10 protein-coding genes are annotated in these 14357 nt (G+C 52.4%); 2 read left to right on the top strand and 8 right to left on the bottom strand.

Annotated features, from left to right (window positions below):
- Nucleotides 1–105: 105 nt before the first annotated feature.
- The 8 genes from ggt to CWE11_RS06655 form a co-directional block, all read right to left on the bottom strand.
- On the bottom strand, nucleotides 106–1809 hold the full coding sequence (gene ggt / locus CWE11_RS06690) for a gamma-glutamyltransferase (RefSeq protein ID WP_126776835.1): 1704 nt from the start codon (nucleotides 1807–1809) through the stop codon (nucleotides 106–108).
- A gap of 268 nt (nucleotides 1810–2077) precedes the next feature.
- Nucleotides 2078–4666: a bifunctional aconitate hydratase 2/2-methylisocitrate dehydratase gene (gene acnB / locus CWE11_RS06685; protein WP_126776834.1), complete on the bottom strand. Its 2589-nt coding sequence runs from the start codon at nucleotides 4664–4666 to the stop codon at nucleotides 2078–2080.
- 187 nt (nucleotides 4667–4853) lie between these two features.
- Entirely contained in the window at nucleotides 4854–5339 is a 486-nt protein-coding gene (locus CWE11_RS06680; RefSeq protein ID WP_157981312.1) for an alpha/beta hydrolase, read from the bottom strand.
- Nucleotides 5340–5341: 2 nt separating this feature from the next.
- Nucleotides 5342–5728 carry a CBS domain-containing protein gene (locus CWE11_RS06675; RefSeq protein WP_126776832.1) on the bottom strand — a complete coding sequence of 129 codons (387 nt, stop codon included), beginning with the start codon at nucleotides 5726–5728 and terminating at the stop codon, nucleotides 5342–5344.
- A gap of 29 nt (nucleotides 5729–5757) precedes the next feature.
- Nucleotides 5758–6108, bottom strand: coding sequence for a P-II family nitrogen regulator (locus CWE11_RS06670; protein ID WP_126776831.1), 351 nt, complete (start codon nucleotides 6106–6108; stop codon nucleotides 5758–5760).
- Nucleotides 6105–7595 (bottom strand): DUF1538 domain-containing protein, encoded by a 1491-nt coding sequence (locus tag CWE11_RS12245; RefSeq protein WP_126776830.1) that lies wholly within the window; start codon nucleotides 7593–7595, stop codon nucleotides 6105–6107. Before CWE11_RS12245 ends, CWE11_RS06670 begins: the two co-directional genes overlap by 4 nt.
- Before the next feature lie 154 nt (nucleotides 7596–7749).
- Nucleotides 7750–9042, bottom strand: a complete 1293-nt coding sequence (gene chrA, locus CWE11_RS06660; protein WP_126776829.1) for a chromate efflux transporter — start codon at nucleotides 9040–9042, stop codon at nucleotides 7750–7752.
- Between the two features lie 131 nt (nucleotides 9043–9173).
- Entirely contained in the window at nucleotides 9174–10061 is an 888-nt protein-coding gene (locus CWE11_RS06655; RefSeq protein WP_126776828.1) for a LysR family transcriptional regulator, read from the bottom strand.
- Between the two features lie 125 nt (nucleotides 10062–10186).
- Between CWE11_RS06655 and CWE11_RS06650 the strand changes: the two genes are divergently transcribed.
- A complete protein-coding gene (locus tag CWE11_RS06650; protein ID WP_126776827.1) occupies nucleotides 10187–11290 on the top strand; it encodes an efflux RND transporter periplasmic adaptor subunit in 1104 nt (367 codons plus the stop codon).
- A 2-nt stretch (nucleotides 11291–11292) separates the two neighbouring features.
- Nucleotides 11293–14352: an efflux RND transporter permease subunit gene (locus CWE11_RS06645; RefSeq protein ID WP_126776826.1), complete on the top strand. Its 3060-nt coding sequence runs from the start codon at nucleotides 11293–11295 to the stop codon at nucleotides 14350–14352.
- The last annotated feature ends 5 nt before the right edge of the window (nucleotides 14353–14357 follow it).

Here is a 14357-nt window from a genome sequence, read left to right as displayed (position 1 = left end):
TGGGAATAAGCTCATCATGCCACGGCAAGGACCGAAGAAAAAGCGCAGAACACCGATGTGTCCTGCGCTTTTCAGTATTCCCTTGCGATTATCTTGAGAACGCGTCTAGTAGCCAGCCGCGTAACCGTCTTTACGGCTCTCAGAGGCGCCGATATAGATACCCTGCTCCGCGTCATACCAGATGGCCTGGTAGCCCCCATACGGCCCAACCGCTTCTTGCAGTCGATGGCCCATCTTAATGAGTTCGCGACGGGTATAATCGGAGAAACCATTTTCGAGACTGACCACGCCACCATCGGTCATAGTCTCACCCGTTGGTTGGCTTGAGCCCGTATGCAAAATACGTGGTGCATCCCCCGCCTCTTGTAGGTTCATGCCAAAATCAATCATGTTAATGAGAATCTGCGCATGCATTTGTGGCTGCGTTGCGCCGCCCATCACCCCATAACTCATCACCGGCTTGCCGTCTTTGGTCACAAACGCAGGAATAATGGTATTAAAGGGACGTTTACCCGGCTCATACACATTCATGTGGTCTGGATCGAGGGCAAATAACTCACCCCGGTTCTGCAGCACAAAGCCAAGGCCTGTGGGAGTGATCCCAGAGCCCATTCCGCGGAAGTTACTTTGAATCAACGACACCATGTTACCGTACTTGTCCGCCGTGGTGAGATAAATGGTATCACCCGTGGTCGGCGGATTCCCCGGTTCATAACTCATCCCTGCACGCTCCGGATTGATCAGCTGAGCGCGCTCTTGGGCGTATTCTTTTGAAATCAGCCAATCCACCGGAATGTCATTGAAATCAGTGTCTGAATAAAACTTCGCACGGTCTTCAAAAGCCAGTTTCTTCGCTTCCACAAAATGGTGGACATATTCAGGGCTATCAAAGCCCATGCCGGCGATATCGAATTGCTCAAGAATATTCAATATCTGCAGGGCCGCAATGCCTTGGGTGTTTGGTGGGAGTTCCCACAGATCATAGCCGCGGTAGTTTGTCGAAACGGGGTCGACCCATTCGGAACGGTGCGCCGCCATATCCTCGTAACTTAAGAAACCGCCGTGTTCCTGCACAAAGTTACCAATGACGCGGGCGATCTCGCCCCGATAAAACACATCACGACCCCCTTCGGCAATCTTCGTATAGGTGTCTGCGAGATCCGGGTTCCGGAACATTTCCCCTTTGCGCGGCGTGCGGCCCTCTTTCATGAACACCTCCCGAAATCCCGGGAAGTCTTGGAGAACCTGCGCGTTGCGCTCAAAATAGAAAGCAATCACCTCGGTCACAGGAAAGCCATTTTCTGCATAATGAATGGATGGCGCCAAGATATCTGCCATGTCCATCTGGCCGAAACGCTCATGCATTTCAAACCAACCATCCACCGCGCCAGGCACGGATAGAGGCAAAAGGCCCCGTTGTGGAATACTTTCGTAGCCATTATCAAGGAAATAATCGAGCGTCAAACTCATTGGCGAGCGGCCGGACGCGTTCAGGCCATACAACTGCTGGCTTTCTGCATGCCAAATAATGGCGTAGAGATCACCGCCAATTCCGTTCCCAGTCGGCTCGACCAGCCCCAACATCGCGTTGGCCGCAATGGCTGCATCGATTGCATTGCCGCCCGCCCGCATGACTTCAAGAGCAGCTTGAGTCGCAAGGCCTTGACTGGTTGCCGCCATGGCTTCCGGTGCCATGACTTCGGAGCGTGATGCAAAATGATGGCCAGTGATCCGATCATAGGCCGAGACTGAAAAAACGCAGGCGGCCATCAAGGTCGCCACCAACGATTTTTTAAGTATGTGCTGCATGATTATTCCTCCAGTGCGGAGCCAACTAACGGCTGGCCTCGCGAAGTGTATGATGTGAGAGCCCTATGAACATAACGGAAGATAGTGCACAACTGGACTACTTTGCGGTCAACTGCGCTTATTCTAGACAAGTTGATGGATGTTGACCGTTTCGCATTTAGCGCGCAATGCCATTACCGCAGGCGTCAACCACACCTGAATCACAGCCATAAAAAAACCCGGGCATACGCACCGGGTTTTGCTGTTCATAGAAGCGAAGAATCAATCACTACGCGACGTTAATAGTCGGAATAATTGTATCTTTCGCTTTTTGCTCTGCCGCACGGAAATCAGGCATCTGATCAAAGTTCAAATACTTGTAGACTTCTCCTGCCATTGCATCGATGTTTTGTGCGTATTGCATGTATTCTTCACGCGTTGGGATTTTGCCCAAAATCGCGCCCACCGCTGACAATTCTGCAGATGCAAGATACACGTTCGCACCATCACCCAGGCGGTTCGGGAAGTTCCGTGTTGAGGTTGAAAGCACAGTCGCGCCTGCTTTCACACGCGCTTGGTTCCCCATGCAGAGTGAACATCCTGGCATTTCAGTGCGCACACCGTTACGACCATAAATGTTGTAGTACCCTTCTTCCATCAACTGCGCTTCGTCCATCTTGGTCGGCGGCGCAATCCACAGCTGTGTTTTCAAGGCATCGGTATTTTGCTCAAGCAATTTACCGGCAGCACGGAAGTGACCAATGTTCGTCATGCACGAACCAATGAAGACTTCGTCGACTTTATCACCCGCCACATCCGACAACGTTTTCGCATCGTCTGGGTCATTCGGGCAGCACAGAATCGGCTCGACGATTTCATTCAGATCGATTTCAATCACCGCCGCATATTCAGCGTCTTTATCCGCTTCCATCAGCTCGGGGTTTTCCAACCATGCTTCCATCTTGCGTGCACGACGCTCAAGCGTGCGCGCATCGCCATAGCCTTCGGCGATCATCCAACGCAACATGGTGATGTTAGAACGCAGATATTCTGCAATCGATTCTTCCGATAACTTGATGGTACAACCGGCCGCTGAGCGTTCCGCCGAGGCATCAGAGAGCTCGAACGCCTGCTCGACCGTCAGATCCTGTAGACCTTCGATCTCTAAGATACGGCCAGAGAAGATATTTTTCTTGCCGCGCTTCTCAACGGTCAGCAACCCTTCTTTAATGGCATACAACGGAATGGCATGAACCAAATCCCGTAAAGTCACGCCCGGTTGCATCGTGCCTTTAAAGCGCACCAGAACCGATTCTGGCATATCCAAGGGCATCACGCCTGTTGCCGCCGCAAACGCCACCAAACCTGAACCCGCTGGGAATGAAATCCCGAGTGGGAAACGGGTGTGAGAATCACCACCTGTTCCCACGGTGTCTGGCAATAGCATCCGGTTCAACCAGCTATGGATAATTCCATCTCCCGGACGCAAAGACACCCCGCCACGATTCATGATGAAATCTGGCAGCGTATGTTGTGTTTCGATATCGACCGGCTTTGGATACGCTGCGGTGTGACAGAACGACTGCATGACCAAGTCCGCATTAAAGCCAAGGCACGCCAAGTCTTTCAATTCATCCCGCGTCATCGGACCGGTTGTATCCTGCGAGCCAACAGTGGTCATCTGCGGTTCACAGTACATTCCTGGACGCACACCGTCCATACCACAGGCCTTGCCGACCATCTTCTGGGCCAGGGTAAAGCCTTTACCGCTGTCTGCAGGTTGCTCTGGCGTGCGGAACAAGTCGGAACGGCCCAGACCCAAAGATTCCCGTGCCTTGGTGGTCAAACCGCGACCGATGATGAGGTTAATCCGACCGCCTGCACGCACCTCATCAATGATGACGTCCGATGCATAGGCATATTCAGCAATCACTTCACCAGCTTCGTTCTCAATTTTTCCAGCATACGGGTAGATGTGGATCACATCGCCCATATTCATTTGGTCAACATCCGCCTCGAAAACCAAGGTTCCCGTGTCTTTCATGGTGTTGAAGAAAATTGGTGCGACTTTACCACCGATACAGATTCCGCCTGAACGTTTGTTTGGCGTTCCTGGCATGTCATCACCGATGTACCAGAGCACCGAGTTGGTCGCTGATTTACGCGATGAACCGGTACCCACGACATCACCAACAAAGGCGACCGGATGTCCTTTTTGTTTCAATTCGGCAATTTGCGCTGCGGCGTCAGTGACCCCTTCTCGCGGCATTTTGTACATTGCTTTTGCATGCAATGGGATGTCCGGACGTGACCATGCATCTGGGGCGGGTGACAGGTCATCAGTATTTGTTTCACCAGGCACCTTAAATACGGTGGCGGTGATCTTCTCAGGCATCGCTGGACGGTTTGTGAACCATTCCGCTTCGGCCCATGATTCAATCACAGCCTTCGCGACTGCATTCCCGTTTTTCATCCGCTCTTCCACATCATGGAATGCGTCGAACATTAAAATCGTGTGTTTTAGCTCTTCTCCGGCAAGCTCTGCAAGCTCAGCGTCGTCCAACAACGAAACCAATGTCTCAATGTTGTAACCGCCATGCATGTTGCCAAGTAATTTAACCGCTCGGGCTTTATCGATGATCGGAGAAACCACTTCACCTTTGGTGATCGCTGCAAGAAAACCTGCTTTCACATACGCGGCTTCGTCCACACCTGGCGGGACACGGTCGCTAATCAACTCAAGCAAGAAGTCCTCTTCGCCGGCGGGCGGGTTCTTTAAAAGCTCAACTAAGTCAGAAACTTGCTCTGGGGTCAGAGGCTTTGGTGGAATTCCTTCTGCGGCTCGCTCGGCCACATGTGCGCGATACTGTTCTAACACAAATGATTCCTCTTAAATGCTTGCCCGCCGCCCTCGCAGAATTGCGCAGGCCGCCGACATGATGAAAAAACGGGCGAATTATACGTGAATTAGGGATGGATTTGAATGAAAGCAGCGCCAGTAAACGCTGATTTCAGTCATTCAGCGTGTTTATGGCACCTCGGTACGGGCTATAAGGCCATTGGATTTACCGCACCGCCGGATAGACATCTGCGACACAACTCAGAATCATTCGCTGAGAAGCCTCCGACGCCAAACGATGCTGGTCGTCCACCGCAATTAAGTTAATGCCAAAACGCTGACAAAACTGGGCGACTTTATCGAATGGAACAATTTCGTCTTCACGGCCATGCAGTACGCGGATATGCGAAGCAGATGGCAGGGCTTGCACCCGATCGCCCTCTTCCGTATGGACTGCAGGTGCTAACAAAACGAGTGATTTAAATCGCTCTGGGTACATTGAGTACAGTCGAGCGGCCAGCAGACCTCCAAATGACGACCCCACCAACGTAACTCCGTGCTGATCGCGCGTCACGGCGTCTGCATGTTGGATACGTGCGTTTAAGTCCATGCCCTGAAAATCGGGTGACTGGAGCTCCGGATACTGGCCTTTCAGCAAATGGTATTTTTGCCCATGGGGTCCGCTTTCGAGGCCATGAAAAAAATACAGCATCGTCATTCTACCTGTTTGAGCAAGTCATCCATGATGTCGTCCATGGTGACAAAGCCCACCAGTTGATTATCATCCAACACGACCAGTCGTTTCACTTTATGCTGCACCATCATCGCTGCCACATGCTTCACCGCGAGGCTTCGACCGACACTGACCGCTGGTTTTGCACAAATGTCATAGACATTGAGCATATCAATATCGCCTTCCTCCGCGATCACTGTTTTTAAAATGTTGGTGTAAGTGATGATACCGTAGGCATCCGCATCATTTTGTTTCTCCACCACCAATGATTTCACATTATGGCTTTTGAGCTTACTCAACGCCTCGCGCAACTTTGCGAAAGGTGAAATAGTAATGACGTTTTTGACCATGACATCGTTGACGACCATATCGAGTTCCTCTGTCGGTGCGCATTGCGCTACATACATTCTTTCACATATTGTTCAAATTTTTCCAACTGCGATGCATCGATCCCGCCGATATGTTCAAGTGGAACCGTAAATACAAGACCGCTCGAGTCTTGACCATCCGGCATAATAACCTCTTGCACCGCTTTCATGACTTGCAGGGACAGACTTTTCTCCAACACCATCAGCAATACCACTTGGCTTCCATCGTATTGAAGTCCGAAGAATGACTTCTTCGCCGAATTACTGATGCCGCGTCCAGACAACACTGTCATCCCACCGGCCCCCTCGTTGCGCGCTGCGTCGATCGCTTCTTGCTCACGATCCTCTGGCACAATCGCCACTAACACTGAAAATTTCATGCTTCAGCCCTCTTTTCTTGAATGTGATTCCACGCATGCATCAGGATCGCATAGACCATCACGGTCACGATCGGGAAGATCGAGGCAAAGGCAATTAAACCAAAGCCATCAATCAGGACGTTCCGTCCTTCAATTTGGGTCGCGAGCCCAATGCCCAGCGCCGTGACCAATGGGACCGTCACTTCGGAGGTGGTCACCCCACCTAGGTCATACGCCAGTGCGATGATGTATTTCGGAGCGATGATGGTCAGTCCAATCACAAGAATGTATCCACTCATCACATAGTAGTGCATGGATCCGCCCTCGATAATTCGATGGACGCCAATGGTAATTCCGATCGCAACCCCGAGGGCAACCAACAAGCGAATCGCGTTGCCGTTGAGCTTCCCCGACGCGGCCTCTTCCGCTTGCTTACCAACCGCAATCAAGGCCGGCTCCGCCATGGTGGTGGCAAACCCAATCGCGAACGCAAACAGGTAAACGAAAAGAAACCCATCGAGCGCCATCAATTGCTCAGCCATACTCTCACCGATGGGGAACAAACCTATTTTTAGCCCCACCACAAAGGCATACAGACCAAAAATAACCAAGATAAACCCAAGCAGCACTTTGCGTGGATTCGCCAGTTGGCGTTTTAATACGATGTACTGGAAAAACAAAATGGTGATGATGATGGGGAGCACATCCCGAATCATGGTGGCGAGATCCAGAAGCATCACCACTAGGCCCGAAGGTGCAGTGGTGTCTTCGGCGAGTAAACTTGCGTCGATCTCCGGTGCGGGCTGACTAAAGACAACGATGCCATAAATTTGCACCGCAATCATCGGGACCATGACTGCCAACGCAACCAACCCAAACCCATCCATGAGCGGGTTACGGCCCCGAATTGATGCCGCGAGCCCAATTCCCAAGGCTGCAATCAGCGGCACCGTGACGATATTCGTGGTCACCCCACCGGAGTCATAGGCAAGGCCAACAATTTCCTCCGGTGCGAAGTAGGTCACGAGCACGACCAAGATATAGCCGATAATCATAAACCATTGGATGGGATACCCGAAAATGGTCCGGAACACCCCGAGGGCGACGACGAAACCAACGGAAAACGCCACCAGCAAACGCAAGGTTAATGCGTTAATGCGCCCTTCGCTGATTAATTGGGCTTGCTCTGCGACCGCAATCAACGCAGGTTCGGCAACAACCGCAGAAAACCCGAGGCAAAAACCAAATGCTAAGAGCAGTAGGACCGAGCCACGCTTCGCGAACTGGTTGGAAAGGCTTTTTCCAACCGGAAAGATACTGAGTTCAAGACCTTGTAGAAAGAGTGCGACACCGATGGCAACGATACCAAGTCCGATCACCATAGAAAGGCCATCATCTGGAATCTGACGCAGGACCGCGAACTGAAAAATCAGGACCACCGCTACGATAGGTAACAGATTATTGAGCGCGTGCAATAACGCTTTGCCCAAGTCACGCAAAAAGGTCAATGAATTCCTACTCCCTGGCGAAGTGACGCATATGGTATTGGTTTGTATTTGAGTGTACGGACTGATCCCGCACGAAACAACAACGGTTATCGAAATGAATGACCTTGATCAAAATTTTACGTACCGCGTGTTGTTGTGCAAGACCCGTCCTCGCTTACCGAATAAATTGCAATAAAATACCGATCGCAGCCAGAACCCCAAGCAAGCGGAAAATCCCCTGCTTCGCCACAAATACCAAGAGTATGGCGACCCCAGTCAAACCGAGGGCGTACAGATCCAGTGCCGCTAAATTTGGTAACAAGACGGAGATGCCGGCCGCTTCAAAGGTCGAGCGCTCTGTGAACAAGTAATTCAGCGCAAACCACAATGCGAGATTGGCAATAACACCTACCACAGCCGCTGTGATCGCACCCAGTGCAGCACTTAAGCGAGGCATGCCTCTGAGTTTTTCGACATACGGTGCGCCAGCAAAAATCCAGACAAAACATGGAAGAAAAGTGACCCATGTAGTCAACAAGGCCGCCAGCGTTGCACCCGCTAGCGGATGAAGCCCTGTGGCTTCACGTAAACCAGCCAGGAAGCCCACAAACTGTGTCACAAGAATCAAAGGTCCGGGTGTAGTTTCCGCTAACCCGAGGCCATCGAGCATCTCACCCGGTTGCAACCAACCATAGTTCTCCACCGCTTGTTGTGCGACATAGGCGAGCACTGCATAGGCACCCCCGAAGGTGACGACGGCGAGCTTGGAGAAAAAGAGCGCAATCTGACTCCAGACACTGCTATCGCCAAACAGCAAGAGCAACCCAATAATCGTCCCAAGCCACAACGCCGCTGCAATAATTGCCGCTCGCTTCGTGCCCGGCCTCGGTTCAATTGCCACGATAGGCGCACTGTGTTCCTTGCCATTGAAGCGGTGCGCAAAACCCCAGCCAATCACACCAGCACCAAGCACCACCAATGGAAACGGCACTGAAAATACGAACAACGCTAAAAATCCCGCCACAGCCAAGAGCATCGCAAAGGTCGTTTTGAGGGCTTTTTGACTGAGCCGCACCATGGCTTGTGCCACAATCGCAAGGACCGCGGCTTTCAAACCAAACAAGAGTCCTTCAACCGCGGTCACATCCCCAAGCAACACGTAAGCCCAGGATAAGCCCAGAATCATCGCTGCTCCCGGCAGGATAAACAGAACGCCCGCGACTAACCCCCCTTTGACGCCATGCAGCAACCAACCGACATAGGTAGCAAGCTGCTGCGCCTCAGGTCCGGGGAGCAACATGCAATAATTCAACGCGTGCAAGAATCGGTCTTCATCGAGCCATTTTTTTTCTTCCACGATCAGCCGGTGCATCAGGGCAATTTGCCCGGCCGGGCCGCCAAAGCTCAAAATGCCTATTTTCCACCAGATGGCCAAAGCCTCGCGAAAGGGGATCGAATTCTGTTGCATTTTAGCTCCAGCTGTTTAGGTGGGTTGCCGCCAACGCAATGTGTTGGGTCGTAGCGCATAAGTTACTAAACTTGAGTATATGGCATTTGCGTAAAATTTGTGTGACACCACTGCCGAGCACCTTCATGGCTTTACAACTCTCGCGTTGCAAACGTCTGCCACATTCTTTGCCCTGCGGGTCCTAGTTCGCGAGTGGCTAATTTCACCAAATGAACCTCTGCTGAAATATGGTCTAAAAATCCGGGAATATCTATTTCGCGGAGGGTTCCACTGTGCAATTCGCGGGTTACGAGATCGCGCGGGACCACACCCCAACCGAGCCCCGCCCGCAAATAACGAACCAGCGTATGTGCATCGTTGACGCGAAGGCGCGATTTACCCGCTACCCGATAGATCTGCTCTGGATTGATGCCCATGTTCATATTTCGTGGTAAGAGATACGGTAATGCGGCAAGTTCATCGCGGCTTTGCGGCAGCCCATGCGCATCCACGAGCGACTGCGCAAGCGTGACAACCAACTCAAAACGAGAAATCCGCAAACTCTCGAAGTCGGCAATCTGTTGGAAGGTAGGCAGCCACGGCGTGAGCGTGAGGTCGGCTCGCCCTTCTGCCACCTCTTGCAGAGAGTCAAGTTGTGAGTACCCACTTACAATGAGTTCTGTTACAGGAAATGCTTGCTGTACTTCTCTTAACGCAGGTAAGAGGAGATCGGGATTGCAGGTGTAGTCATAGCCAATCAGCAATTTAGGCTCGGCCCCCTCTCGCAACTGAGTTACCACGGAATTCAGGCGATCGTGCTGCCGCAAAAGTTCTTGGGCATGGCGCAGGAACTGCGCTCCCTGTGCGGTAAGTTGTAATCGATAGCCACTTCGGTCGAGCACGGCAAACCCGAGTTCATGCTCCAACCCCGACAAGGCCATGCTCAAAGCAGCCGGCGTACGATGCAACTCAGCCGCACCCGCTTGCAGGCTGCCAGCCCGAATCACCGTATCGAGAACGCGCAATGGCCAAATCTTCATATTCAGCTTTTCTTAATGATTAACTCAATTTAATTCAATATAACTTTATCTTCAAAAAAAAGTACATTAATCGGCTCATACTGCATACATGAGCATTAGTTTTGGGAAGAAGCTGGAGGAGAAGTATGGTACGTCATATCAATCGAATCGGTCTGCTTTCGATCGGGATTCTTGTGCTCCTGGCAGGCTGTCGTGCCGACCAGCACACCCCCACTGAACTCCCGTTACGCCCGGTTAAAGTCCTCACCGTTGGGGCGGACGAAGGCGCAGAGATTCGCCGCTTTCCAGCGGTTGTCGAAGCGACCCAAACTGCTCATCTCACCTTTCGGGTCGGTGGCGAACTTCAATCACTCCCTGCACGCCCGGGCCAATCGGTCAATCAAGGCGAGTTGATTGCAGCCTTGGATCCAACCGATTACGAACTCGCCGTTGCGCAAGCACGCGCGCGGGCTGAGCTTGCTGATACGCAATTCGAACGCCTCGAGCGGTTACTGGCGCAAAATATTATCTCCCAATCGCAATTTGATGAGGCACGGGCAGAACGCCAAGTGGCACGGGCTAACCTCGACACTGCGGAAGCTAACTTACGGTACACCCAGCTGAAAGCCCCATTTTCCGGTGTGATTGCCAACCTACATGTCGAATCATTCGAAAACATCGCGCCTCAACAACCGATCGTCACCCTGCACGTGGACGACATGATTGATGTGTCGATTCAGGTTCCGGAACGCCTTTTTGCGCAGGTTCGCCGGGAAACCGACTATCAGCCAGATATTGAATTCGATAGTTTGCCTGGGCAGATTTTCCAAGGACAATTACGAGAGTGGGACCGCATCGCCGATCCGGCAACCAATACCTATCGAGTTGTATTTACCTTACCCAAGCCCGACACGGGAAATATTTTGCCGGGCATGACGGCAAGCGTCGTTATCGATAGTCGCCAGGTGTTGCCACAGCTCGCTGATGCGGTTCGTATTCCAATTGCTGCTGTCTTTATGCCTCCTGAGCGTCCTCTCGCTGCGCAAGAACGCATGGTGTGGGTCTTTCAACCCACCGAGGGAACGACCGGAATTCTCGAAATGCGTCGCGTGACACTCGGGCAAGCCGCATCCTCTGATGTGGTGGTGGTCGCGGGCTTGGCCGCCGGCGAGCAAATTGTCGTCGCTGGCGTGCACCAGCTTCGTGATGGACAGCGCGTCCGTCGGTGGGAACGCGAGCGGGGACTTTAAGCATGAATATCGCGCGTTACAGCATTGAACGCCCGACCAGCAGTTGGATTTTTCTTCTGTTACTGCTCATTGGCGGGACCATTGCCCTACAAAACTTGGGTCGTCTAGAAGATCCTGAGTTCACAATTAAGCAAGCCTTGGTGGTTACACCCTACCCAGGGGCCTCGCCACAGCAAGTGGAAGAGGAAATCACCGTTCCGCTTGAAAATGCATTACAAGAATTACCTTATATTCGCCACATTACCTCCACGTCCACCGCAGGCCAGAGCCAAATCATGGTCGAAATGCAGGATCAATACCGTGCGCAGGAACTGGCGCAAATCTGGGATGAATTGCGTCGCAAAGTAAATGACTACGCTCGCTATCTCCCTCCCGGTGCTGGCCCGGTTGTCGTAAATGATGATTTTTCCGATGTCTATGGCGTTTTGCTGGCACTAACAGGTGACGGGTATAGCCTCCCCTCACTGCGCGATCATGCCAAGTACCTGCGCCGCGAGCTCGCACTGGTGCCGGGCGTCGCCAAGGTGGTAATTGCTGGAGAACAACGAGAGCAAGTGGTTGCGGAGGTCTCACGCGCGCGGCTCGCAAATTTGGGAATCCCACCGCAACGAATTTATGAGCTTCTGGCGACCCAAAACACAGTGTCGAACGCAGGTCGCGTTCGCTTGCAAGATGACGCGGTCCGTTTCGCGACCAGTGGCGAGTTCACCTCGGTTGAACAACTACGTGATTTAATTATCAGCAATCCCGGCGCGCGCGAGCAAATTCTGCTAGGCGATGTCGCAAATATCTATCGGCAGCTTGAGCCCATTCCGACCAACCTACTTCGCTTCAATGGCGAGCCTGCGCTTTGGATTGGAGTGTCATTTGCCCGTGATGTCAATGTGGTGAATGTCGGCGCACAATTAAATCAACGCATTGCGGAATTAAACTATGCAACGCCAATCGGTATGGAGCTGACCCCGATATACAATCAACCCGAAGAAGTCCAGCGCTCGGTCTCCGGCTTTTTGTTGAACCTCGCTCAAGCCGTCGTCATTGTGATGGTGGCGTTGCTCCTCACCATGGGTCTGCGGAGTGGTTTTCTGATTGGTTTCGTCTTGCTGTTGACGGTGCTCGGTACATTTATCTTCATGTATCTGGGTGGAATTAATCTCCACCGAGTTTCCTTGGGTGCTCTGATTATCGCACTCGGGATGTTGGTCGATAACGCGATTGTGATTACCGAGGGAATGCTCGTTGGCGTACAAAAAGGGCAAACCCGCCTTCGCGCAGCGCAGGATGTGATTCGTCAAAATGCGCTCCCCTTGCTGGGGGCTACAGTCATCGCGATTATTGCTTTCGCCCCGATAGGACTGTCTTCAGATGCAACCGGGGAATTTGCCGGTGCGCTATTCTGGGTTCTCCTGATATCGCTCGGTTTAAGTTGGCTCACGGCGCTGTTGCTGATTCCATTTTTGGGTGAGCGCTTATTTCGCAAGGGTATTCCCGTCGCGAAAAGTGAGGCAGAGCTCTACAACAAACCAATTTACAATGGGTATCGCGCATTGCTGCAGTTGAGTCTTCGACATCGTCTGCTCACGATGTGCTTAATGGGTATTCTATTGATTAGCAGTGTGATTGGCTTTGGTGCGGTGCGACAAAGCTTTTTCCCGAGCTCCAACACTCCGGTCTTCTTTGTGGACATGTGGTATCCCCAGGGGACCGATATTCGTGCAACCTCGCAAGACATGCAGGCCGCCGAGGCTTGGCTGCTCGAACAGCCCAAAGTGGCTCAAGTGGCTACAACCATCGGACGCGGTGCGCCGCGCTTTTCGCTACCGTACATTGTTGAGCTGGATAATGAGAATTACGGCCAACTGATCATTCGAACCCATCGTCCGGACGATCTGGAGCCAATGATTGCAGCAACTCGGGACTATCTCGCAGAATATCACCCACAGGCCCGCACCAAATTGAAACGGATGGAGATCGGCCCACCGGTCAAAGCGGCGGTCGAAGTCCGTTTTTCTGGTCCTGATCCCGATATCTTGCGCCAACTGTCCGCCCAAGCCCAGCAGATTTTACTCGATGATCCGGGGCTGAGTTTTGTTCGAGATAACTGGCGGGAACGCACCAAAGTCTTGCGTCCTCAGTTTAATGAAACCAGTGCCCGGCGCGTCGGCGTGACAAAACAAGATGTTGATGACCTCCTTCTTGCCAACTTCCGAGGTAAACGGGTCGGTGTGTATCGTGATGGAACGGATTTATTGCCTATTATCGTCCGCGCACCGGAGCAAGAACGAGTGTATTTGGAACAATGGCAAGACATTCAAGTATTCAGTCCTGCCCTGAATCGGTACGTGCCGATCGCCCAAGTGATCGATGATATGCCGTTAGATTGGGAGGACGGCGTGATTCAACGACGAGACCGCAAACGAACGTTGACCGTGATGGCGGATGCAGATCCATTGCATCATGAAACCCCAGCACAAATGTTTGCCCGGGTTCGCCCTGCGATCGAAGCCATGCCTGTCCCGCAAGGGTATGAACTGGCTTGGGGCGGTGAACATGAGGCATCCAGTGACGCCCGTGGAGCCGTTTTTGCATCGTTGCCGCTCGGCTACTTGGCGATGTTTATCATCACCGTTCTGCTCTTCAGCTCAACGCGCAAGGCCTTGGTGATTTGGACCACAGTCCCACTGAGCATCATCGGTGTGACCTTAGGTCTGTTGCTCACCGGGCAGTCGTTCACCTTTATGGCCCTGCTGGGCATTCTCAGTCTCACCGGGATGGTGATCAAAAATGGGATTGTTTTGGTGGAGCAAGTTAACACCGAGGCTCGCAGTGGAAAAGCGCCCGTTCAAGCCTTGCAAGATGCGGCAATTAGCCGTGTTCGCCCGGTCACCATGGCTGCGATTACGACCATTCTTGGCATGATTCCGTTGTTATTCGACGCCTTCTTTGCCAGCATGGCGGTGACCATTATGTTTGGATTAGGCTTTGCGACCCTGCTGACCTTGATTGTGGTTCCGGTGATGTACTCGCTGATCTTGCATGGCCGCGAGGGTAATCCAGCCTAACCAAC

It is taken from the genome of Aliidiomarina sanyensis, assembly GCF_003987175.1.
GTDB lineage: Bacteria > Pseudomonadota > Gammaproteobacteria > Enterobacterales > Alteromonadaceae > Aliidiomarina > Aliidiomarina sanyensis.
This window is presented reverse-complemented; position numbering and strand designations above follow the sequence as displayed.

Coding starts and splice junctions, on each gene's coding strand:
- ggt (WP_126776835.1), bottom strand. CDS start 1,809: ATGCAGCACATACTTAAAAAATCGTTGGTGGCGACCTTGATGGCCGCC.
- CWE11_RS06680 (WP_157981312.1), bottom strand. CDS start 5,339: ATGCTGTATTTTTTTCATGGCCTCGAAAGCGGACCCCATGGGCAAAAA.
- CWE11_RS06675 (WP_126776832.1), bottom strand. CDS start 5,728: ATGGTCGTCAACGATGTCATGGTCAAAAACGTCATTACTATTTCACCT.
- CWE11_RS06670 (WP_126776831.1), bottom strand. CDS start 6,108: ATGAAATTTTCAGTGTTAGTGGCGATTGTGCCAGAGGATCGTGAGCAA.
- chrA (WP_126776829.1), bottom strand. CDS start 9,042: ATGCAACAGAATTCGATCCCCTTTCGCGAGGCTTTGGCCATCTGGTGG.
- CWE11_RS06655 (WP_126776828.1), bottom strand. CDS start 10,061: ATGAAGATTTGGCCATTGCGCGTTCTCGATACGGTGATTCGGGCTGGC.
- CWE11_RS06650 (WP_126776827.1), top strand. CDS start 10,187: ATGGTACGTCATATCAATCGAATCGGTCTGCTTTCGATCGGGATTCTT.
- CWE11_RS06645 (WP_126776826.1), top strand. CDS start 11,293: ATGAATATCGCGCGTTACAGCATTGAACGCCCGACCAGCAGTTGGATT.